Source organism: Halogeometricum borinquense DSM 11551 (assembly GCF_000172995.2).
In the GTDB taxonomy this organism is placed as follows: Archaea; Halobacteriota; Halobacteria; order Halobacteriales; family Haloferacaceae; genus Halogeometricum; species Halogeometricum borinquense.
In genome coordinates this window covers 1,436,596-1,457,070 of sequence record NC_014729.1, presented here as the reverse complement: position 1 = coordinate 1,457,070, position 20,475 = coordinate 1,436,596, and the positions used below count along the sequence as shown (strand labels likewise).

Sequence of the window (20,475 nt, the reverse complement as noted above, 5' to 3'; positions counted from 1 at the left end):
TTTCGATGGCGACCGAGGCGACGCGGGGTGGCTTCTTCCACTCTGCCGTCGAACATCACCCCATGCGCACCGCGTTCGTCGCCTTCGACGACATGACCGCGCTCGATTTCGTCGGCGCGTTCGACCCGCTGACCCGTCTCGATACCATGGACCTCGCGCCGTTTCCGTTCGAGTGGAACATCTGCGCCCGCGCGGAAACGGTGACGACGACAGCGAATCTTCAGTTCGGGGCCGACAGCGTCGGAGAATCACTCACGGAGTACGACATCGTCGTCATCCCCGGGGGCGCGGGGACGCGGACGTTACGGGAAGACGACCACTTTCTCTCGTGGCTCCGAACCGCCGACCCCGACCTCCTCGCCTCGGTCTGCACCGGATCGTTACTTCTCGGCGCGGCGGGGTTCTTGGACGGCCAGACGGCGACGACACACCCCGCGGCGACGGACGAACTCGCGGCGTACTGCGAGGTTGCCGACGACCGAGTGGTTGACGAAGGCGAGATAGTGACCGCTCGCGGCGTCTCCTCGGCGTTGGACCTTGGCCTGTATCTCGTAGAGCGGCTAACTGACGAAGAGACGAGAAAAACAGTTGCCGAGCAGATGGATTACCCCGACGCGCGGTAGGCGGAGTACCCCAACGCGCGGTAGGCGAGGTACATCATCCGCGGCGATGGGGAATGGGGCTTACGCTGGTGTCCGTTCAGCGCGGAAGTCGGCGTCCAAGGGGTCTTCCAGTTCACCCATCACGGTTTCCAGCGCGTCGGTTGCAGTCAGCAGGCCGACGACATCTCCGTCTTCGAACACCACGGCGAGTTCCTGCCGCTCCGCTTGGAACCGGTCGATAGCATCACTGACGGAGGTGTCGGCCGACACGGTCATCGGCGGTGCCGCGATATCCGAAAACGCCGTTTCACCGCCTTTCAACTCTTCAATGCGGGCGACGACGCTCGGAACGTACACGATGCCCTCGACGGTTTCGAGATTCGATCCGACGAGCGGATACCGCGTATGTGGCGTCTCGGTGACGCGGTCGAGGTTCTCTGCAACTGACGCATCGGTCGAGAGGGCCACAATATCCGACTTGGGAACCATTACTTCCCGAACCTCGGTAGTACCGGCCTTCAGCGCACCCAGTACCTCGTCGTGACGCTCGCCGGAGAGTTCACCGCGCTCCAGCAGCGAACTGAGTCGGCTACGCAGTTGGGCACGCGACTCGATGGCGTCTTCCTCGGCTTCGAGCCACGCGCCGGTCATCTCGATGCCGAACAACTGCAGCGTCCACTTTGCCACCGAATCCCCGAGCGAGATGAGCGGCGAGATGATGAGGTAGAACCAGTACAGCGGCGCAGCACCGTACCGGCACACTAGCCGCGAGCGCTCGACGCCGAGGTACGTCGGTGCCTGTTCCCCGTGCGTCAGGTGGACGAGGTTGATGATACCGTACGCGATGATCGCACCCGCGCCGACAGTCGCCAGCGTCGTTCCCGCAAACAGCGGTTCAAACAACGCTGCCAGCGCCGGTTCGGCGACGATACCGACCGCGATGCTTGACGCCGTAATACCGACCTGACAAGTGGTCAGATACAGTTCGAGGTCCTGCGTCATCGCCCACGCACGTTCGAGTCTGCTGTCGCCGTCTACGAACTCCGATTCGGAGAACTGGCGAGCGCGTGTCAGCGCGAACTCGATGGCGACGAAGAACCCGTTTGCGAGGATGAGCAAGACACCTGCAACGAGGCGGAGACCAATTTCTGTTGAGTTCATTGTTCGTCGGCGGTCGTACTTCCCACTCCACTCCTTAGAAAGTGGCGACTGTCCGATAGTATAAATATAGAGTTATCGAGTCGTGGAGATTATAGATCTATATTCCGCTTCTGCTAATATTCAGTGGGCAGTATTAATTGACTGCTCGTCAAACGTTGCACCAGATGTCGATTCGAGATCTCGATTCGCTCGACAGGCGAATCCTCTACAGCCTCCAAGCGGAGGCGCGACATACCTCGTCGAACGATATCGCAGCATCACTCGATGTATCGGCCAGTACCGTCCGGAACCGCATCCAGCGGCTCGAATCCGACGGCATCATCCGTGGCTACCACGCCGACGTTGACTACGAGGACGCGGGCTACCAACTGTTCACGCTCATCGTCTGTACGGCCCCGATTCCGGAACGCGAAGAACTCGCCGCAGCGGCCGCAGACGTGCCGGGCGTCGTGGAAGTGCAGGAGGTGATGACCGGCGAAGCAAACGTGCTGGTACGTGCTATCGGCGTTGACGGCGACGACTTGAGTCGTATCGGCGAAGAGTTGGACGAACTCGGACTCCGCGTGTCGGACGAAGACCTGATTCGGAACACACACCGGCGTCCGTACAGCCGATTTGAGGAGTGACCGAGACAGCGCCTCCCGCCTCGTCGGATCGGACCGCAGTCTAACCCGGGTGATTCAACGCAGTCTACAGGCGGAGCAGGCCGAGGCGGTTCACCGGATGTGTTCGTCGGTCAGCCTCGCCAGTCGGGACGCTAACTCCTCGTCGAATCCCTCCTCTGTACACCGCCACCGCCAGTTTCCGTCAGTAGTACCGGGAACGTTGAAGCGCGCCTCCGCGCCGAGGCCGAGAATATCCTGTATCGTCGTGAACGCGATGACGGCGTTCGAGCGCCAGACGGCGTCGATGATAGACCAGTGAATCTCGGAGCCGTCCGCACCGATATTGTAGTGGAGGCAGTCTTTCTGGTCAGCCGGCAGATCGCGGTAGTAGCCGACGAACGTGTTCGTGTCGTGCGTCGAGGTGTAACCGACGCTGTTTTCGGGGAAATGCATCGGTTGGTACATATCTCCCTCTTGGCACCAGTTTGCGTACTGCGGGACGCGCATGCCGGGGAACCCGAACCGGTCGCGGAGGTCGGTCATACGCTGATCGAGGAACCCGAGATCTTCCACGATGAACGGCAGATCACCGAACTGGTCCTCGACGGTCTCGAAGAAGTCGTGTCCCGGGGCATCGCGCCATTCACCCGCTGCGGGCGAGTGTGCGTCCGCCGGGATAGCCCAGTACTCATCGAAGCCTTTGAAGTGGTCGATGCGGGTCACGTCCACGAGTTCGAACAGTCGTTCGAGGCGGTCCATCCACCAGTCGTAGTCGTTCTCGCGGAGGTAGTCCCAGTCGTACAGGGGGTTGCCCCAGCGTTGGCCGTCGTCGTTCGGATTTGGCGGGACACCCGCGACAGCGACGGGTTCGTTCTCCTCAGTCAGATCGAACGCCTCGGGTGCGGCCCACACGTCTGCGCTGTCGAGGGCGACGTAGATAGGCAGGTCGCCGACGAGTTTGACGCCGTGATCGTTCGCGTACGCCTTCAACTCGCGCCACTGCGTATCGAAGACGAACTGGGCGAACTCCCGGTACGAAATCTCGTCTGCGAGTTCCTCGCGGTGCCGATTGATGGCCGCCTCGTCGTGCGTTCGAATCTCCTGTGGCCACGTCGTCCACGCACCGTCGTAGCGGGTTCGGAGCGCCATGAACAGAGCGTAGCCGTCCAGCCACGACGACTCGTGTTCGCGGAACGCGTCGAACGCCTCGCGGTCCTCGGTGGTCGCCTCGGACTGGAAGCGTTCGTGCGCGGTTCGGAGTTGCTCCCGTTTGTACTCGGCTACCCGGTCGTACTCGATTTCGTGGTCGGAGAATGCAGGAACGGGTTCGAGGTCGTCGTCAGTCAGATAGCCGTCCTCGCGGAGTTGATCGAGGTCAACGAGTAGTGGGTTGCCCGCAAACGCGGAGTACGACTGGTACGGCGAGTGGCCGTGAATCGACGCTGTCGGACCGAGCGGACAGAACTGCCACAGCGACTGTTCGGCCGAGGCGAGCCAATCGATGAAGGCGCGCGCGCCGTCGCCGAGGTCGCCGATTCCGTGGGGGCCCGGGAGCGACGGAACGTGCGCGAAAACGCCCGACTGCCGGTCGAATCTCATGCATCGTCTGTCCGTGGCTGGAAAGATAAGCGTGTGGCCACTCACACGGTGCGTTCCGAACGGCCGTGCGACCCACTCGCGCCCTTCAAAAACACTTATTCGTACGCTCCGATTCCGAACGCACATGAGTGAACTCGTTGTGAACCTTCCCGACGGCTCGGAGCTGTCTGTCGAGGAGGGTGCGACGGTCGAGGACGTCGCCTACGAAATCGGACCGGGACTCGGTGAGGACACCGTCGCGGGCGTCGTAGACGGTGAACTCGTGGACAAAGCCGCCCCCGTCCACGACGGTGCCCAAGTCGTCATCGTCACGGACCAGAGTGACGAATACCTCCGCGTCCTCCGCCACACCGCCGCACACGTCTTCGCCCAAGCATTGCAGCGTCTGTACCCCGAAGCAAAGCTCGCCATCGGCCCATCGACGGACGAGGGATTCTACTACGACGTAACGAACGTCGATCTCGACGCTGATGACCTCGAAGCAATCGAGGACGAGATGGAGGAGATCATCGAAGAAGACCTCCCGGTCGAACGCGAACTTCGGTCGCGCGAGGACGCCCTCGAACTGTACGAGGAGAACCCGTACAAGCGCGACATCCTCGAGAACGAGGCGGCCGGCGACGACGAACTCTCCTTCTACGTCCAAGGTGAGTTCGAGGACCTGTGTAAGGGTCCGCACGTCGAATCGACGGGGAAAATCGGCGCGGTCGAACTCCTCAACATCTCCTCGGCTTACTGGCGCGGCGACGAGGAGAACGAGACGCTGACGCGCGTGTACGGCACGGCGTTCGAGTCCGAGAAGGACCTGAAAGAGTATATGGAACTCCGCGCGGAGGCCGAAGAGCGCGACCACCGGAAAATCGGCCGGGAGATGGATCTCTTTTCCATCCCCGAAGTCACGGGGCCGGGACTGCCGCTCTACCATCCGAACGGCAAGCGGATCCTCTCTGAGCTGTCCGAGTTCGCGGAGTCATTGAACCTTGATGCCGATTACGAACCGGTCGAGACGCCGCATCTGTTCCGCACGGAACTGTGGAAGAAGTCGGGCCACTACGACAACTACGTGGACGATATGTTCCTCCTCGACGTGAACGACGAGGAGTACGGCCTGAAGCCGATGAACTGCCCCGGCCACGCGACCATCTTCGACCAGAACTCGTGGTCGTACCGCGACCTGCCCGTTCGCTACTTCGAGGACGGGAAAGTCTACAGAAAAGAACAGCGCGGCGAGCTGTCGGGTCTCTCGCGCGTCTGGTCGTTCACCATCGACGACGGCCACCTGTTCTGCCGCCCCGAGCAGATCGAGCAGGAGATTCGGCAGGTGATGAACTCCATCTACGAGGTGCTGGACACGTTCGGACTTGAGGCGCACGTCGCCCTCGCCACGCGCCCGGAGAAATCCGTCGGCAGCGACGAGATTTGGGAGCAGTCCGAGTCGCAACTGCGCTCGGTGCTGGAAAATCAGAACATCGACTACGACCTCGAACCCGGCGACGGCGCGTTCTACGGGCCGAAGATCGACTTCTCGTTCGAGGACGCGCTCGGCCGCAAGTGGGACGGCCCGACGGTGCAAGTTGACTTCAACATGCCCGAACGGTTCGATCTGACGTATACGGGCGAGGACAACGAGGAACACCGTCCGGTGATGATTCACCGCGCCCTCTACGGCAGTTACGAGCGATTCTTCATGGTGCTCATCGAGCACTTCAACGGCAAGTTCCCGTTCTGGCTGGCACCCGAGCAGGTTCGCATCCTCCCCATCTCGGACGACCAACTCGGCTACGCCCACCGCGTGAAGAACGAACTCGGCGACTTCCGTGTCTCCGTCGAGGACCGGTCGTGGACGCTCGGACGGAAGATTCGAGAGGGCCAGGAGGACAACGTGCCGTACATGCTCATCGTCGGCGAGAACGAGGAGGAATCCGGCACCATCTCGGTACGCGACCGACAGGAACGCGAGGAGCAGGACGTGTCTATCGACGCGTTCCGTGAACATCTCGAGGCCGAATACGACGAAAAGCGCCTCGAACCCGACTTCCTCGCGGACTGAGAGGACGGTTGGGATGTACCGGGAATCACCGCCCCGGTTTGAGTGACATCGGTAAAGGACGACAACCGGTCGTACGAGGTCGGCACCGAGCCGTTTTCGCTGTGTCTGTTTCAGTTCTCTCCGTTTCGTCTGTTCCGCGCCTACGTCGTCGTCTCAGCTGTCGCGTCTGACTCATCATCGTCCCGACCCGTCACCGCTAATCGGTCGAGTGCAGCCGTCAGCGTCCGCTGGAACTCATCGCCGCGGTACAGACGCGCCGCCGTCCCGAGATGACCGCTGTCCCACGTCCGTACGTTACGTCGCGGGACATCCCACTGTCGGACGAGAGTGGCAGTCGTCTCGGTCGGTGCCACATCGTCGTGCGATCCGTACCAGCAGAAGATTCGCTCGGGCGCGAGGTCCGGTTCTGCGGGCGGGTCCAGCAACGGCGCGAACTCGTTCAAATCTTCGTCAGTCCACCCGGCCGCGGACAGGGCGTCATCGAGGTCGAGCAACGAGACGAGTTTCGACTCGGAGAGCGTCTGCATCAACGACCCGGGAGCGGCAACAGTCCCCACGAGATCAGGGCGCATCGACTCGGGCCACTCGCCACATCTGCCCGCGACAGCGAACGCGATACTCCCACCGAGGCTCAGGCCGCCGACAGCGACGGCGGGCGCGCCTTCTGTGCGCGCCCAATCGACGAAGACGCCCGTCTCTTGGACGGCCGCACCGAGCAACTCGAAGGCGCTGACGGGCATCCGTGCGAGGTAGGGTTCGCCAGAGAACTGACCGAGCGGTTCGCGGCGGCCGTGCCACGGCGCATCGGGAAGGACAGCGCGGTAGCCATCGCGGGCGAGCCTCCGACCGATAGCCTCCTCTTCGGGCCAGTAACCGAGTCGGTCTCCGTACGAACCCAGACCGGAGAAGAAGATGAGCGTCGGAATATCGTCCGCCGCTCCGTCCGGTTCGTACACGCGGGCCGTCGCGGTATCGCCGACGTGGAGCGACGGCGTCTCGAATCGGAGGCGGTACTCGACCGTTCCGGGACCGAGAACCGTCTTCGAGCGGGAGACGCGTGGAAGCGACTCCGTCACGGTCGAGTCGGCGAATCCGTACAGGCGCTCGGGTTCTGCGAGTTCGTGCGCCCAGCGTTCGCGGGCGTCATCGGGCGACGGCACGTCGAACGCAACGGGCGGAACGAAGTGGTCGCTGGCGAGGAAGCCGAAGGTGCTACTCGGGCGTGCGTGCGCGGCGTCGGCGCGGCGACGTTCGCGTTCGAGGGCGACGCGTTCGTTCGGAGTCGTCTCTTCGTCCCCCCAAAACGCCGCTTCCCAGCGCTCCGAGACTTCCTCGTGCCGCTCTCGAATCTCGGCAAACTCCGCGAGTGCAGTCTCGATTCGGTCGTGAAGATGCGGAGCCGGCGGGGAATCCGCCTCACGCAAGAAGGCAGCGGGGCCAGCACCGAGCGACACATCGGCCGCAGCGCGTGCGCGGCGGACGGCAAACTGTCTCGGGAGACGCCGAAGTTGGAGCGTCTCGAGCGGTGCCGTCTCGAAGAGGCCGCCGACCGGCGACTCGAGGAGTCGGTGGACGCGGGAGGTGTCGAGTCTGTCCATACACCCCTTTCGAGGCGACAACATATCACTCTATAGTCACATCAACAACTGGTCCCGGATGCGACCAGTTCGGTCGGTCGTGAGGGGGCGAGAAGTTAGATGCCGAAGTCGCTCGTATCCTCGTAGTACTCGCCGTGTGACGATTCGCGCTCATAGACCGGTTCACGTCGGACGACGGCCGTCTCCCCCGATTCGAGTTGCGTCGCCCACACATCGTTCAGGAACCAGACCCGTTCGAGGTCCTCGGGAGCGACGCCACCTGCACGCTTGAGATGGTCGAACGCGGCGCTTCGGGTAGTGAATAGTCGTTCTGCGCGGCGTCGCCTGAAGTTTGGTGCGACGTAGCATTTCCACGTCATTCCGGCGACGAGGAGGGGTTCGTCAATCCTGTCGTCGGGGTCGAGGTCGCCCCACCGGTGACGAAGCCAGACGCGCGCGCCGGACTCTGTCTCGCGGCACAGTTCTACCTCGCCGAGGATGATAAGATCCTGCATGGCGCGAGGGATGTTGAGATCAGGAAACAGTCCGCCGTAGGAGTGTTCGAACTCCTCGGCAATCTGTGAGAGTGACACGACCCCTTCGGGAAGCGAGCAGAGCGTTTTCCGAAGTCGCTCGTAGGCTTCTTCGGGTGGTGAGTCCTCGCGGAACATCGACCGAATGAGGAGACGCACACGGTAAATATTGATTGGTCGGTTGCGCTCAATAGCCCCTTCGTGACACACTAACGACATAGTTTGAACTCACCACTCGGTGAGTGCGCTCGGGCCGAAGTCGTACGTGAGGATGGCAAGGAAAGTGAGAACGCCCGTAATAGCGGCCGCGCCACCGACGTAGAACTGTATTCTGTCCCGATTCGTAATACGTCGGCCGTATCAGTCGGCGTCGTAGCTGTGACCCGTGGCCGTGGTGGGAACGTCACCAAGGATGCGAGCGCGAATCGCGTGGCGCTTGACGAGAGCGAATCCGATGAAGACAGTGACGAAGCCGACGAGCGTGGTCGAACTCACGACGTGGCCGAGGAGGACCCAACCAGCGAGAGAGGCAACAACGGGTTCGAGATAGCTGACGAGGTTGATCTCCGTCGCGCCGACGCGTTCGTGGAGCGCGAAGTAGATGAGGAAGCCGACGACACCGGAGACGAACGTCAAGTACATGAGCGAGATGATGGCAGTCGATGTCCACTCGATGGTGGCAGGGGACTCACCGCGCGCGACGGCACCGACGAAGAGGACACCGGCACCGATGAGCATCGCCCACGCCTGCATCGACTCGGCCGGAAGCGACGTCCGAAGCGGTTCGGTGAGGACGCCTCCGATGGCGAAACTTGCCGTACTGAGAAGGACGAGCACGATGCCGAGGAGGTTCGTCGAGAGGAGGTTAGCTGGGTCCGGGTTGGCGACGATAACGACGCCGACGATGCCGAGGAGGAAGCCAACGCCAGCGATCTTATCGAGTGGCTGGCCGAGAATTCCGGCGGCAAAGACGGCGGTCAGCACCGGCGCGAGGCTGACGACGACGGCGGCAACGGACGCAGAGACGTACATCTCACCGATGTAGAGGAGCGCATGGTAGGCGGCGATGATGAACACGCCAGCAACGGCGGCACTCAGCCACTCGTCTCTCCCGCTTGGGTGCCACCGGTCGGTCGTGGCGACAGCGTAGCTGAGGATAGCGAGTCCGGCAATCCCGTAGCGAATCCCCGCGAACAGCAGAGGTGGGAAGTATTCCAAGCCTGCCTCGATGGCGACGAACGATGTCCCCCAGAAGCACGAGAGTGCGATGAACAGGAGGGCGTTCCAGTTGGACGTGTCAGAGCGTGTGCGAATCGACATGGATGTACTCCTCATCAGAGGTGGCCTGTGTTAAAGTTGTCTACAAGAGTCCGCTAGAACTTCGATTAGAATACAAAATAGAGGCATATTGACGCATTATAGATCGGGAAATATACGAATTGTTTGCAGAGTAACCCCACTGTCAAGCTGAAACAAGACAGGGAACCCTAAGAAACGAGGCGGAACATACAACCCCTAAGGCGTGTATTCACAGACACCGCGGCCATGGACGAACGCGACATCCGCCTCCTGAAGGCGATATCTGACCTCGAAACGGGAAGCCCGGAACAACTGCACGAAGAGACCGGTATTCCTGTCTCAACGATTCACTATCGGTTGAACAATCTGCGCGAGGCGGGCGTCATCAAGAACGACCTGTACGACATCGATTTGGAAAAGGTCGGACTCGGCGTCACCGTCGTCGTGGAGATACTCACTGACTACAGTGGCTCCCACCACGATTTCAAAGAGAAGATTCTCGATGTAGAGGGCGTCACACAGGCGTACTTCACGATGGGTGAAACGGATTTCATCGTCGTCGCTCACCTTTCGGGGCGGGAGATGGTCGAACGACTCATCACCGACTTCGAGACGATAGACGAGGTTGACCGGACGAACTCCACGTTCGTCATCTCGTCACTCCGAGACAGCGCACGCGTCTTGCAGAACTACGAGTTAGAGACCCTACTGGACGAATTACTCGACGACTAGTCTCGGCGGCAAAACTAGACGAACGTCTATTGAGTCGGTGGATTTCTTCACGTATCTAGCAGAGTCTCATACTTTGATAATAAACTCATATTCTGCAAACGAGAGTTTAATACAGTGTAGTCAGTGTAAACTGGCATGTGGTATCATACCACCAACCCATCCCACACGGAGACAATCATCGCTCGCATCGAGTGGCCGATGAACGACCACGGAGCGATGACGGTACGCATCGAAGCGTCGTGTGAGGTGCGTCACCTTGTCGAATTCGCGGACGAGACGGTCGAAAAGACGTTGACAGAACTTCCGGCAGGTGCGACCGTCCCGTTGCAGATGGAGTCAGTGGGGGCACGCGGGAACGCATGGCGCGTGACGGAACTCGTCGGTGTGACCACCGAAGCGATGGCGAATGCAGCAGCGCACGACGACGAACTACGCCAGCGCCGCGGTTCCGAGACAGAACACCGCGAGTCCACCGAACACGTCGAAGTCTGACGGTAAAGCCGACAACCAGATCTGCCGAATTCGTGGATATTAGAGCGTATTGAAACAGATTTCACCGGAAACGTGGTGTGGTCGGTAGCGCTACCGCTCACTTGACCATTTCCTGGTCATTCCGTAGGAAGCGGGCCGGAAGGGATTTGAACCCTTGACCGTCTGATTAAGAGTCAGACGCTCTCCCTAACTGAGCTACCGGCCCGTACGATTTCTCGTTTCTGCGGGGTAAGTAAAGATGTTTCGTTTAACCCCGTAGGTGGTAAACCAACACACGGGAGCAAGTTGCACCCGATTGAGCCGGATCGTGACACCGTGATACGTTAGTCTCGCAGACTCTCGGAAACGAGTGCTGTTAAGTGTCGTCCGACCAGACGTGAGGATAGTATGAGTGCTGGGGTCACGATATCCTCGATGTCCACCTATGCAATTCTTGGCTGTGGGAGCGTGGGACATGCGGTGGCCGAGGAACTCACCGAGGAAGGGAAAGATGTCCTTATCCTCGATAAAGACGAGAGCCGAGTCGAAGCCCTCCGCGACCAAGACTTGAACGCGCAAACGACCGATATCTCGGACCCCGAAGTCTCCGAGGCCGTTGCCGAGCGCGACGTAGTCCTCATCCTCGCATCCGACGTCGAGGCGAACAAGGCGGCCGTCTCCGCCATCCGCGAACGAAACAGCGACCAGTTCATCGTCGTTCGAGCCTCCGACCCAGTTTCAGAGGACGAACTCGCTGAACTCGGCGCTGACGTCGTTATTAACCCCTCGGAAGTTATCGCTGACTCCGCACTTCGCTCCCTGGAGTCCGGCGAACTCGAATACAAAGCGCGCCAACTGGCCGACCTCCTCGAATCGACCGAGGGGAAGCTTGCCATTCTAACGCACGACAACCCCGACCCCGACTCCATCGCCAGCGCGGCCGCCTTACAGGCCATCGCCGCGGAGTACGACGTCGAGGCAGACATTCTCTACGACGGCGAGATGGGCCATCAGGAGAACCGCGCGTTCGTCAACCTTCTCGGCATCGACCTCACGCCGCTGGCCGAAGCGCCGGACCTGCGCGAATACGGGTCGGTCGCGTTGGTTGACCACATGAAGTCGGTCGAACCCGACATCGGCACCGACGTGGACATTTTCATCGACCACTTCGAGCCGGGCGAGGGCATCGATCCGGTGTTTATCGACGTTCGGCCGAACGTCTCCTCAACCTCGACTATCCTCACGAAGTACATCCAAGAGTTCAACATCAGCCCCAGCGAGGCCGTCGCCACGGCCCTGCTGTACGGAATCCGCGCGGAGACGCTTGACTTCAAACGCGAGACGACGCCAGCAGACTTGACCGCCGCAGCGTATCTCTACCCGTTCGCAGATCACGACACGCTCGAACAGGTAGAGTCGCCGTCGATGTCGCCCGAGACGTTAGACGTACTCGCAGAAGCCATCCAGAACCGCGACGTACAGGGGAGTCATCTCGTCTCGAACGCCGGGTTCATCCGTGACAGAGACGCCCTCGGGCAGGCAGCCCAACATCTCCTCAATCTCGAAGGCGTGACGACGACCGCCGTCTTCGGTATCGTTGACGACAACATCTACCTCTCGGCTCGGTCGAAGGATATCCGGATGAATATCGGGAACGTCCTGCAGGACGCCTTCGAGGGTATCGGCGAAGCGGGCGGCCACTCCACGCAAGGCGACGTAGAGATTCCGCTCGGCATCTTCACCGGTATCGAGACATCGGACGACAACCGCGACACGCTCTTGCAACTCACCGAAGAAGCAGTCCGCCGAAAACTATTCGCGGCGATGGGCGTCGAAAGCGAGAGCGGAAACGGAAGCTAACGCGAGAACCGAAATCAACGGATGCGGTGGAGGACGCAACAGGAACAGAGTGCGTCAGGCGACGAGCGTCGATTCTTCTTCTTCGTCAGGTCGTTTCAGCCGTTCGACTACGTCGTTGATGAGGATAACGTCGCCGACGGCGCGAACCCACCGGTACGGAATAAGTACGCCTTTACCCGGTTCGACACGGCTCTGAAACAGTTCGTCGTTGAGTCTGCTAAGCGCGAGTCCGGTGACGGCCTGCCGGTTGAGGTCGAGTCGAATGTCGTCAACCTCCCCGACGAATACGCCGTTGTTCGAGTAGACCTCGCGCCCGACGAGTGTCGTCAACTCTTCGGGAGTCCCTTCCATGTGCAGACTCTTGAAGGCATCCGCCTTAATTGTTCGTAGCCTCGGTGCGTCAGAACCGTCCAACGGGCGCGAAGACGGCTGACGAGCGTCAGACGATCTGTCAGTATCGGTGAATTATTTGGGAGCCACTAGTTGCACCGGATGCTTACTCGGGCGCGTCAGTAACGAATCGAGTTGCTCCAAACAGGACGTTCCAGAGGCGACGACGGTACGGTCTCGCGTCTCTGGAGTCTGGAACTGGCTGCGGAGTTCGTCGCCGACATCCACGCTCAGGTCGTAATACTCCGTTTTGTAGCCGAACGATCCGGCCATCCCACAACACTCCACGTCGGACGTCACCACATCGTAGCCGAGACGTTCGAGCACGGACTCTGTGTATCCCGCTAGTCCGAGCGTCCGTTGCTGGCAGTGGCTATGGTAGGCGACACCGCTTTTTCCACCGGACTGCGGGCCGGTGAGCGCGTCGGCGTCGGCATCGTTCTCCAAGAGACCGAACACGTACTCCATCACCTCGTAGGCGTTCTCCGAGAGTCGGCGCTGTGACTCGGGAGCGAGGAACTTCTCGTACTCGCGGTCGAACATCGCAAGATCGGATGGCTCGATAACGACGATATCGTAGCCCTCGTCGAGATACGGCGAGAGATCCGAGAACAGTCGTCTCGCGTGACTTTCGGCGGTCGAAATCATTCCCTGAGATAGCGGTGCGCGGCCGGACGACGCTACGTCGGGGACGACCACCTCGACGCCGAGCGCTTCGAGCGCACGCACCGCCGCCTTGCCGCGTTCGATCTGCACGTGGTTCGTGTACACGTCGGGATAGAGAACCACTCGCCGCGACGGCTTGTCTCCCCCGGATGCGACAGCCGAATCGCGCGACTCGAACCAGTCACAGAGCGTCTCTCGCTGGAACTCGGGGAGTTCCCGACGACTATCGACGCCGATAGTTTTCTCCAAAAGGGTGCGTGCGACGCCGGTGTCGGCGACCCAGTTCGAGAGCGGAGCGAATGCGCTTCCGAATTTGGCCGCTGTCTCGAAGTTGCCGAAGAAACGTTTTTGCAGGTCTACGCCGCCCGGTTCTTCGTCGGGCGTCAGTCCTTCGACCAACCAGTCGAGTTCGCCGTCCTCACCACGGTTGATTCGGTCGCGGACGACGGTGTTTATCCACGGGATGTCTATCTCGACCGGACAGGCGTTCACACAGCGACTACACCCGGTACAGAGGTCGTTGAACTCCGCGGCAGTGTCGAGTCCTTCGACGCCTGCCTCCCATCCGGTGCCGATGCCGCCGGAGTACGTCTCGCCGCCGAAAGCGTGGCCGCCGACGTGCTGGAAGTTCGCACAGGAGTTCGAACACGCCGAACATCGGATACAGTACAGCGTCTCGCGTAACTGGTCGTCCTCGCGCATCTCCATCCGGCCGTTGTCGATGAGGACGAGGTGGAAATCGCGGTCTGTCTCGGTCTCCGAGAGCGGCGTGTCGGGGTCGTCAAATTCGACGGTCGGTGACTCGACCGGCGGGGTGAGAAGCGAGATGTAGGACGTAATGTCCTGCCCGGTTCCGGATTTACCGATGAGTTCGACAAAGGGATGTAGGTCTTCGACGGTCGGAATCACCTTCTCGACGCCCGCAACGGCGACATGCGTGTCGGGCACGACGGCCGATTTCCGGGCGTTGCCTTCGCTCGTGACGAGTGCGATAGTCCCGGTATCGGCGGTGATGAAGTTCGCTCCCGTCATCCCCACGTCCGCATCCTCGATGAGAGCACCCAGTTGTTCACGGGCGAACATCGTGAGTTCCTCGGCCGTCTCCAGCGGTTCCTCGGGGTCGAACCGTTCGTTGAACAGGTCGGCGATAGCCTCGCGCGATTTGTGGATGGCCGGGGCGACGATGTGCGAGGGCGACTCGTCTGCGACCTGCAACACCCACTCGCCGAGGTCCGTCTCGACCACGTCCATTCCCGCGCCTTCGAGTTCCTCGTTGACCTCGATTTCCTCGGACGTCATCGACTTCGATTTGACCACGCGGTCGGCCTCTTTCTCTTCGCACACCTCGCGGACGTAGCGGTTGGCATCGGCGGCGTCGTCAGCGAGGTAGAGCGTGCCGCCGTTGGCTTCGACCGTCTCGCGGAGTTGGTCGATCAGTTCTGGCAGGCGTTCGATGGCGTCTTCTTTGATGTTCCGCGCCTCGGATTTCAGGCCCTCGTAGTCGTCGAGCGTCTGGACCGATTCGTAGCGGCCGCGGTTGAACCCGGACGTACTCGTGTTGATGGCGTCGCCTTCAGTCTCCATCAGATGGCGAATCTTCGCCGCCTTCGCCTTGCGGGACTCACTCATCGAGAATCACCACGTGAACCGCTTTGGGACCGTGGGCACCCTTCACGAGCGCGCCCATGTCGGCGGTCGCACTGGGACCGGTTGCGATGATCGCCGAGGAATGGCCCGTCCGAAACGTCTCGCCCAACCACTCGAACGCCGCACCCATTCCGGGCGCAATGTCCGACTTCCGAAGGACCGCTACGTGGCGGTCACTGAACAGGCTAACAGGTTCGATGCCGTCCGGCGTCCCCTGCAAGACGACACTACCGTAGTCGGCGATTCCCAGACCCGCTTCCGTGACACCCGTCGCCGCTGTGCGAAGGTCGTCGGGTGTCGGGTCAGTATTCACCCAGTCGGGGAGTGTCACGTCGTGTGTGAGAGGAACCCCGATGGTCGGGTCCGAACACACGTCCCGAAGGACCGTCTCGAACTCGGCCGCCGACGCGTGTGTCCAGTCCACGTCGAGGCGGTCGAGAGACGCTTCGAACGTCGCAACCGTGCCAGTTGACATACTGTGGCGTACCTGTGAATAGACCATTTGCTTTCGGGTTGGAACAATCAATACCAGACAGCGGCGGTCCGGAGAAGACGGAGCGTCCGATGATCGCTCAGGGGAATCGTCCCTTCGCTAACTCGGCATCGGCGACGGTGCCGTCAGCGCGGTGTTTCGCCGTCGCAGACCGGGCGACTGCGTACGACTGGATGATAAGGAAGACCGCCCAGAGGGCGTATCCACCGATGCCGCTTCCGAAAACTGTCGGAGCGGTCTCGAACGCTCCGACTCCGAGTTCAACGAGCGTGTTGCCGACGAGCAGGACACTGAAATAGCCGTAGAATCCAGATGCCCACCACATTGCGACGACGCGCGTCCACCCGGGTTGGAGGTGTTCGGGCAGGCGCGTCGTGTTCATCACGAGAACGAGCGCGGTGTAGGGCCACATGATCACACCTGACATCGCCGCGCCGACGACGAGGAAGAAGAACGGTTCGCGCCCCTCGAACGGCGACGTAAAGAGGAGGATGATAGCGATTCCCCACAGACAAAAGCCCGTGAGAACGCGCCAAAAGAGGGTCTGAAGGTCCCATCCAGCTTCGCGGCCGTACACCTCGTAAATGGCATCGACGCTGTTGCGGACGAACGACTCGACGATGGCATATTCGGTGGTAAACAGGGCCACGAACAGGACGAGAAATACGAGGACGGTTCCGAGCGGACCGAGAACCGGAGCGACATCGGTCAACCACATTTGCAGGGCGTCGGCGGTGGTTCCCGGCGCGTAGTGGATGGCGACGCTCATCAATGCGGGCGCGACCAAGAACAGGCCGAAGACGAACGTCAGCAGGTGTTCGAGTTGGACGACGCGCCACCAGCCGCGCCAGCGCTTCAGGTTCGTCCGCGTCGGCGGAAACGTGAACCCGTCGCGTTCGATGGGTTCGGGGTCGTCGCCGCGGAACGGGTTCTTTACGCGCCCTTGGTAGTTGCCCATGCCGTAGCCTTTCTCGCGCGCCCAGAGACTCTGCGAGAGGTTGAGGTAGCCGCCGGCCCCGGCAAACGCGAGGCCGCCGAGGAAGACCGCGATATCCATCCCCGGCGGCAGACGCCCGACTGTCGCCGCCGCGTTCGGCACGTCTGCGAGTTCGATCCACGACCCCGAAACGCCGAGGAGCAGAACGGCGGCGACGATAGAGACGAACAGGAGTCCGATCTGGAACACCTCGACGGCGTTGTACATCACGGACGACACGTGATACGAGAGCCAGATGAGGACCATCAGCCCGACGGCGATGAGTTTCCACGCGGCAATAGACACGCCAACGAGCGTGACGGAACCACTCAAACCGAGCGCCGTCGTCCCGACTTTCGCCGCTCCCGCGGCCCATCCCGGCCATCCGAGGCTGACGAGTCCGCCGACAAGGAAGAGCCACGGCCAGTAGTCGGCCACGCGGGCGAACGCGCGGAAGACGCTCTCGCCGGTTGCAAGCGTCCACCGCTGGAGTTCCGTGTTGATGACGAACTGCGTGAGAACGCCGATCACGAACGCCCAGAGCAGCGTCCAGCCGTACTGCGAGGTCAAGACGGGCCAAAAGAGCGTCTCGCCGCTCCCGAGCGACGCGCCGAGCATGATAGCCGACGGCCCGACGATGTGGCCGACGCGCGGCACGCGCGGTAAGTCAGTGAGGCGGAACGCCCCACCCTCGCCGCGGTCCGGGTACTCCTCGGTCTCGCCCGCCTGCTTCAGTTCGTCGTAGCGCAGAGGGAGAAACCACGTGCCGCGGTACTGTCTTCCCTCGACCTCCGGGGCGTACACGTCTTCGCCGTCCGCAGGGTGGTCGGAGACGCCCTTTCGTCCGTCTTCTCGGTCGTCCGACCGGGATGGACTGTCCGCCGGAGACGGCGGTCGGTTCTCGTCGTCGGCCGAATCGGAGTCCATCGCTGTGTTGAACGTGACTCTCGCCCGGTCTATGATAAATTCCGTGGGTATCGACAGCGGATAGCACGAAGAGAGGTGGGAGAGATTATCCGCCGAGGAAGTGCCAGATGTGCCCGCGTTCTTCGGGCGGGTCAACGCCGGGCAGTTGTTTCAGCGCCGGTTGGATAGCGTTCCACCAGCCTTCGGCCGACTCGAACCCGGCCGGGTAGTCGTGGTACACGTCGCGGAGGAAATCGGCCTTCTTCGCCTCAGGATGGTCCGCGAGATACTCGTACGCCGCCGCCAACGCCTCTCGACGGGCGTCGAGCATCGGTCCGCTTCCCGGCAAGTCCGCGTCAGCAATAGCGTTCGAGACGGCGGGCGGACGGTCCGAAGTCGGACGCGCAGCGTCCGCTGTGTCGGTGGGATCCGCTTCGACCCTTGTGTTGGGCGACTCCTCCGGGCCGGTCATCGGAACCCACCAAACGCGAGAGCGGGCACCGACTTTCCGCGTTGCGAGGTCTCCCCGTTCTTCGAGTTCGTTCAGTTTGTTGTGTGCGGTGCGGCGTGAACAGTCCAGCGCCTCCATCACATCCGTAGCGGTGAGTGGCCGAGCGAAGTCCTCACGCTCTTCGAAGACGCCGAGTACTCGGTCGAGCGGGATGCGGTCAACGTACTGCCCATGCTCGTTTCTGGGGCGCGCGCGAGACTCCTCACCCATGGTTTTCCCTCTGCACACGAGCGCATAAGCCTTTGCACACGAAAGAACCTCCACGACACACGAATGAACCCCCATGAAATACGTGTGTAGAGGTCTGATCGGCATTCGTTCGCGTCGAACTCGGCGATATTACGAATGCGTGAGACAGCGACTATCTCAGCCAAATTCGATATTTAACGCCGTTTTGAACGGCGAATACACGAGTGTAGAGGCCAATTAAGCTGGCAGTTCGTGGCGGACACTACGATGACAGAAATCGCAATCAACGATAGATATATATCACAATAGTTGGGTTCGATATTCCACGATGCACAGTAGCAGGCACGGAACTGGAATCGTATCGGCTGGCATAGACTGTGGGGGAGTACAGCATGGTTAGTGCGGTGGACGGACTCGTCGCGCTCTTGCCCCTGTTGACAATCGCGGTGCTGATGGTCGGGTTCTACTGGCCCGCGACGCGGACGATGCCGGTGGCGTGGCTGGTCGCCATCGGCGCGGGCGTCGTCGGGTGGGGGATGAACGGGACGTGGATTGCCGCGGCCACGATTAACGGCTTCATCACTGCGGCGAACATCCTTTACATCGTCTTCGGGGCGATACTGCTCCTGTACACGCTCAAACAGACAGGTGCATTCGACGCCATCAACGCCGGATTCGCCTCGGTCAGCGAGGACCGTCGCGTACAGGTGGTGTTGCTCGTCTTCCTGATGGGGTCGTTCATCGAGGCCGCCGCTGGCTTCGGGACGCCCGCGGCAATCGTCGGTCCGCTCCTGGTTGGACTCGGCTTCCCGCCGCTTGCGGCCGTCGTGATCGCCCTGACGGGCAACCTGATGGCGATCACGTTCGGTGCGGTCGGCACGCCACTCATCATCGGGATGATAGACATCTTCGAGAGCGTCGAGACGATCACGGCCGATGCCGTCGGAAACGGCCCGTACGCGGACATCTCGACGTGGGTCGCTGACATCGCCTTGTGGGCCGCGAGTTATCACGTCGTCGTGGGCATCGTGCTGCCCTTCATCGGCGTTGCGATGATGACGCGCTTTTTCGGCGAAGAGCGCTCTATCAAGCCCGCACTCGAAGTCCTGCCGCTTACACTGTTCGCATGGGCGTCGTTCTCGGTGCCGTACTTCCTGACCGCGTACTTCCTCGGGCCGGAGTTCCCCGGCCTTATCGGATCGATGGTCGGCCTGTTCGTGACCGTCAGCGCGCTGAAAGCGGGCTTTTTCCACCCCGACGAGGAGTGGGACTTCGCGCCCGAATCGGCGTGGCCCGACCACTGGGTCGGAGACATCAAACCCGGCGAGTCCGCTTCGGACGACGTGGCTGTCGCTGCCGACGGCGGAACGGTCCAATCGAGCATGCCCGCGACGGCCGGAATGCCGCTGTGGAAGGCGTGGACGCCGTACGCGCTCGTCGCCTTGCTCCTCGTCGTCACTCGCGTCGTGGACCCGGTGAAATCGTTCGTCACGATGGATCTGTTCATCATCTCGTGGGGCGACCTCGCTGCGCTTCCGTTCGTCCACGAGACCATCCTCGGGACGGGTCTGACGAACGACTTCGCTCTCCTGTACCTGCCGGGTGCAGTGTTCGTCGCCGTCCACCTCGTCACGATTCCGCTGCACGGCATGGACAGCGCCGAGATAAAGGCCGCATGGTCCGAAACGATAGAGAAAGTCGCGCCGGCCGTCATCGCACTGCTGTTCGCCGTTGCGACGGTGCAGATCATGCTCCAGTCGGGTTCTGCGACGAACACCGACAGCATGCTCATCGTCCTCTCTGAGGGAATGGCCGGCGTCGCGGGCGGGATCTATCCGTTCTTCGCCGCGTTCGTGGGCGCGTTCGGCGCGTTCCTCGCGGGGTCGAACACGGTGTCGGACATCCTGTTCGGCACGTTCCAGTACGGCGTCGCAGACCAGATCGGCACCCCGCGAACTCTGATGCTCGGCGCGCAGGCCGTTGGCGGGGCTATCGGCAACCTCATCGCCGTTCACAACGTCGTCGCCGCCCTCGCGGTGGTCGGCCTTGTCGGCGAGGAGGGACGAGTCATCCGCCTCGAACTCATCCCGTTGCTCTACTACGGCACGGCGACGGGACTGTTGACGCTCCTGTTCAGTTACGTGCTGTTCCCCGGTGTCTTCTGAATGTTGACGCCGGACAGCACGGTCGTATCGCCTTCCGAACGGA

The 20,475-nt window shown here is 61.5% G+C and carries 17 protein-coding genes and 1 tRNA gene; 7 read left to right on the top strand and 11 right to left on the bottom strand.

Annotation, left to right across the window (positions count from 1 at the left end):
* The first annotated feature begins 5 nt into the window (after positions 1 to 5).
* On the top strand, positions 6 to 623 hold the full coding sequence (locus HBOR_RS07395) for a DJ-1/PfpI family protein (protein WP_006054335.1): 618 nt from the start codon (positions 6 to 8) through the stop codon (positions 621 to 623).
* A gap of 60 nt (positions 624 to 683) precedes the next feature.
* Here the strand turns inward: HBOR_RS07395 and HBOR_RS07390 are convergent, their stop codons facing one another.
* Complete coding sequence (locus tag HBOR_RS07390; RefSeq protein ID WP_006054334.1) at positions 684 to 1,763, bottom strand: hemolysin family protein; 1,080 nt, start codon at positions 1,761 to 1,763, stop codon at positions 684 to 686.
* A 164-nt stretch (positions 1,764 to 1,927) separates the two neighbouring features.
* Between HBOR_RS07390 and HBOR_RS07385 the strand changes: the two genes are divergently transcribed.
* A complete protein-coding gene (locus HBOR_RS07385) occupies positions 1,928 to 2,389 on the top strand; it encodes an Lrp/AsnC family transcriptional regulator (protein WP_006054333.1) in 462 nt (153 codons plus the stop codon).
* Positions 2,390 to 2,479: 90 nt separating this feature from the next.
* Here HBOR_RS07385 and malQ read toward each other — a convergent pair whose 3' ends face one another.
* Positions 2,480 to 3,967, bottom strand: coding sequence for a 4-alpha-glucanotransferase (gene malQ, locus HBOR_RS07380; protein WP_006054332.1), 1,488 nt, complete (start codon positions 3,965 to 3,967; stop codon positions 2,480 to 2,482).
* A 124-nt stretch (positions 3,968 to 4,091) separates the two neighbouring features.
* On the opposite strand from malQ, the gene thrS reads away from it, so the two are divergent.
* The gene (gene thrS, locus HBOR_RS07375) at positions 4,092 to 6,017 is read left to right on the top strand and encodes a threonine--tRNA ligase (RefSeq protein WP_006054331.1); all 1,926 of its coding nucleotides are present in this window, start codon (positions 4,092 to 4,094) and stop codon (positions 6,015 to 6,017) included.
* Positions 6,018 to 6,157: 140 nt separating this feature from the next.
* Here thrS and HBOR_RS07370 read toward each other — a convergent pair whose 3' ends face one another.
* The 3 genes from HBOR_RS07370 to HBOR_RS07360 form a co-directional block, all read right to left on the bottom strand.
* Entirely contained in the window at positions 6,158 to 7,615 is a 1,458-nt protein-coding gene (locus tag HBOR_RS07370; RefSeq protein WP_006054330.1) for an alpha/beta hydrolase family protein, read from the bottom strand.
* 95 nt (positions 7,616 to 7,710) lie between these two features.
* Positions 7,711 to 8,265: a hypothetical protein gene (locus HBOR_RS07365; protein ID WP_241432313.1), complete on the bottom strand. Its 555-nt coding sequence runs from the start codon at positions 8,263 to 8,265 to the stop codon at positions 7,711 to 7,713.
* A gap of 222 nt (positions 8,266 to 8,487) precedes the next feature.
* The gene (locus HBOR_RS07360) at positions 8,488 to 9,447 is read right to left on the bottom strand and encodes a DMT family transporter (protein ID WP_006054328.1); all 960 of its coding nucleotides are present in this window, start codon (positions 9,445 to 9,447) and stop codon (positions 8,488 to 8,490) included.
* 225 nt (positions 9,448 to 9,672) lie between these two features.
* On the opposite strand from HBOR_RS07360, the gene HBOR_RS07355 reads away from it, so the two are divergent.
* Positions 9,673 to 10,158, top strand: coding sequence for an Lrp/AsnC family transcriptional regulator (locus HBOR_RS07355; RefSeq protein ID WP_006054327.1), 486 nt, complete (start codon positions 9,673 to 9,675; stop codon positions 10,156 to 10,158).
* Between the two features lie 135 nt (positions 10,159 to 10,293).
* Complete coding sequence (locus HBOR_RS07350; RefSeq protein WP_006054326.1) at positions 10,294 to 10,650, top strand: hypothetical protein; 357 nt, start codon at positions 10,294 to 10,296, stop codon at positions 10,648 to 10,650.
* Between the two features lie 131 nt (positions 10,651 to 10,781).
* On the opposite strand, the gene HBOR_RS07345 is transcribed toward HBOR_RS07350, so the two are convergent.
* Positions 10,782 to 10,855: transfer RNA gene (locus HBOR_RS07345), tRNA-Lys, on the bottom strand.
* A gap of 182 nt (positions 10,856 to 11,037) precedes the next feature.
* Between HBOR_RS07345 and HBOR_RS07340 the strand changes: the two genes are divergently transcribed.
* The gene (locus HBOR_RS07340) at positions 11,038 to 12,489 is read left to right on the top strand and encodes a DHH family phosphoesterase (protein WP_006054325.1); all 1,452 of its coding nucleotides are present in this window, start codon (positions 11,038 to 11,040) and stop codon (positions 12,487 to 12,489) included.
* A gap of 54 nt (positions 12,490 to 12,543) precedes the next feature.
* Here the strand turns inward: HBOR_RS07340 and HBOR_RS07335 are convergent, their stop codons facing one another.
* The 5 genes from HBOR_RS07335 to HBOR_RS07315 form a co-directional block, all read right to left on the bottom strand.
* Positions 12,544 to 12,840: a PRC-barrel domain-containing protein gene (locus HBOR_RS07335; protein WP_006054324.1), complete on the bottom strand. Its 297-nt coding sequence runs from the start codon at positions 12,838 to 12,840 to the stop codon at positions 12,544 to 12,546.
* 114 nt (positions 12,841 to 12,954) lie between these two features.
* Positions 12,955 to 15,174: an LUD domain-containing protein gene (locus HBOR_RS07330; RefSeq protein ID WP_006054323.1), complete on the bottom strand. Its 2,220-nt coding sequence runs from the start codon at positions 15,172 to 15,174 to the stop codon at positions 12,955 to 12,957.
* Positions 15,167 to 15,667 (bottom strand): LUD domain-containing protein, encoded by a 501-nt coding sequence (locus HBOR_RS07325; RefSeq protein WP_006054322.1) that lies wholly within the window; start codon positions 15,665 to 15,667, stop codon positions 15,167 to 15,169. Before HBOR_RS07325 ends, HBOR_RS07330 begins: the two co-directional genes overlap by 8 nt.
* Positions 15,668 to 15,764: 97 nt before the next feature.
* Positions 15,765 to 17,588: an Nramp family divalent metal transporter gene (locus tag HBOR_RS07320; RefSeq protein WP_006054321.1), complete on the bottom strand. Its 1,824-nt coding sequence runs from the start codon at positions 17,586 to 17,588 to the stop codon at positions 15,765 to 15,767.
* Between the two features lie 85 nt (positions 17,589 to 17,673).
* Positions 17,674 to 18,288: a helix-turn-helix domain-containing protein gene (locus HBOR_RS07315; protein WP_006054320.1), complete on the bottom strand. Its 615-nt coding sequence runs from the start codon at positions 18,286 to 18,288 to the stop codon at positions 17,674 to 17,676.
* 371 nt (positions 18,289 to 18,659) lie between these two features.
* Here HBOR_RS07315 and HBOR_RS07310 point away from each other — a divergent pair, with 371 nt between their 5' ends.
* A complete protein-coding gene (locus tag HBOR_RS07310) occupies positions 18,660 to 20,432 on the top strand; it encodes an L-lactate permease (protein WP_006054319.1) in 1,773 nt (590 codons plus the stop codon).
* Positions 20,433 to 20,475: the final 43 nt, after the last annotated feature.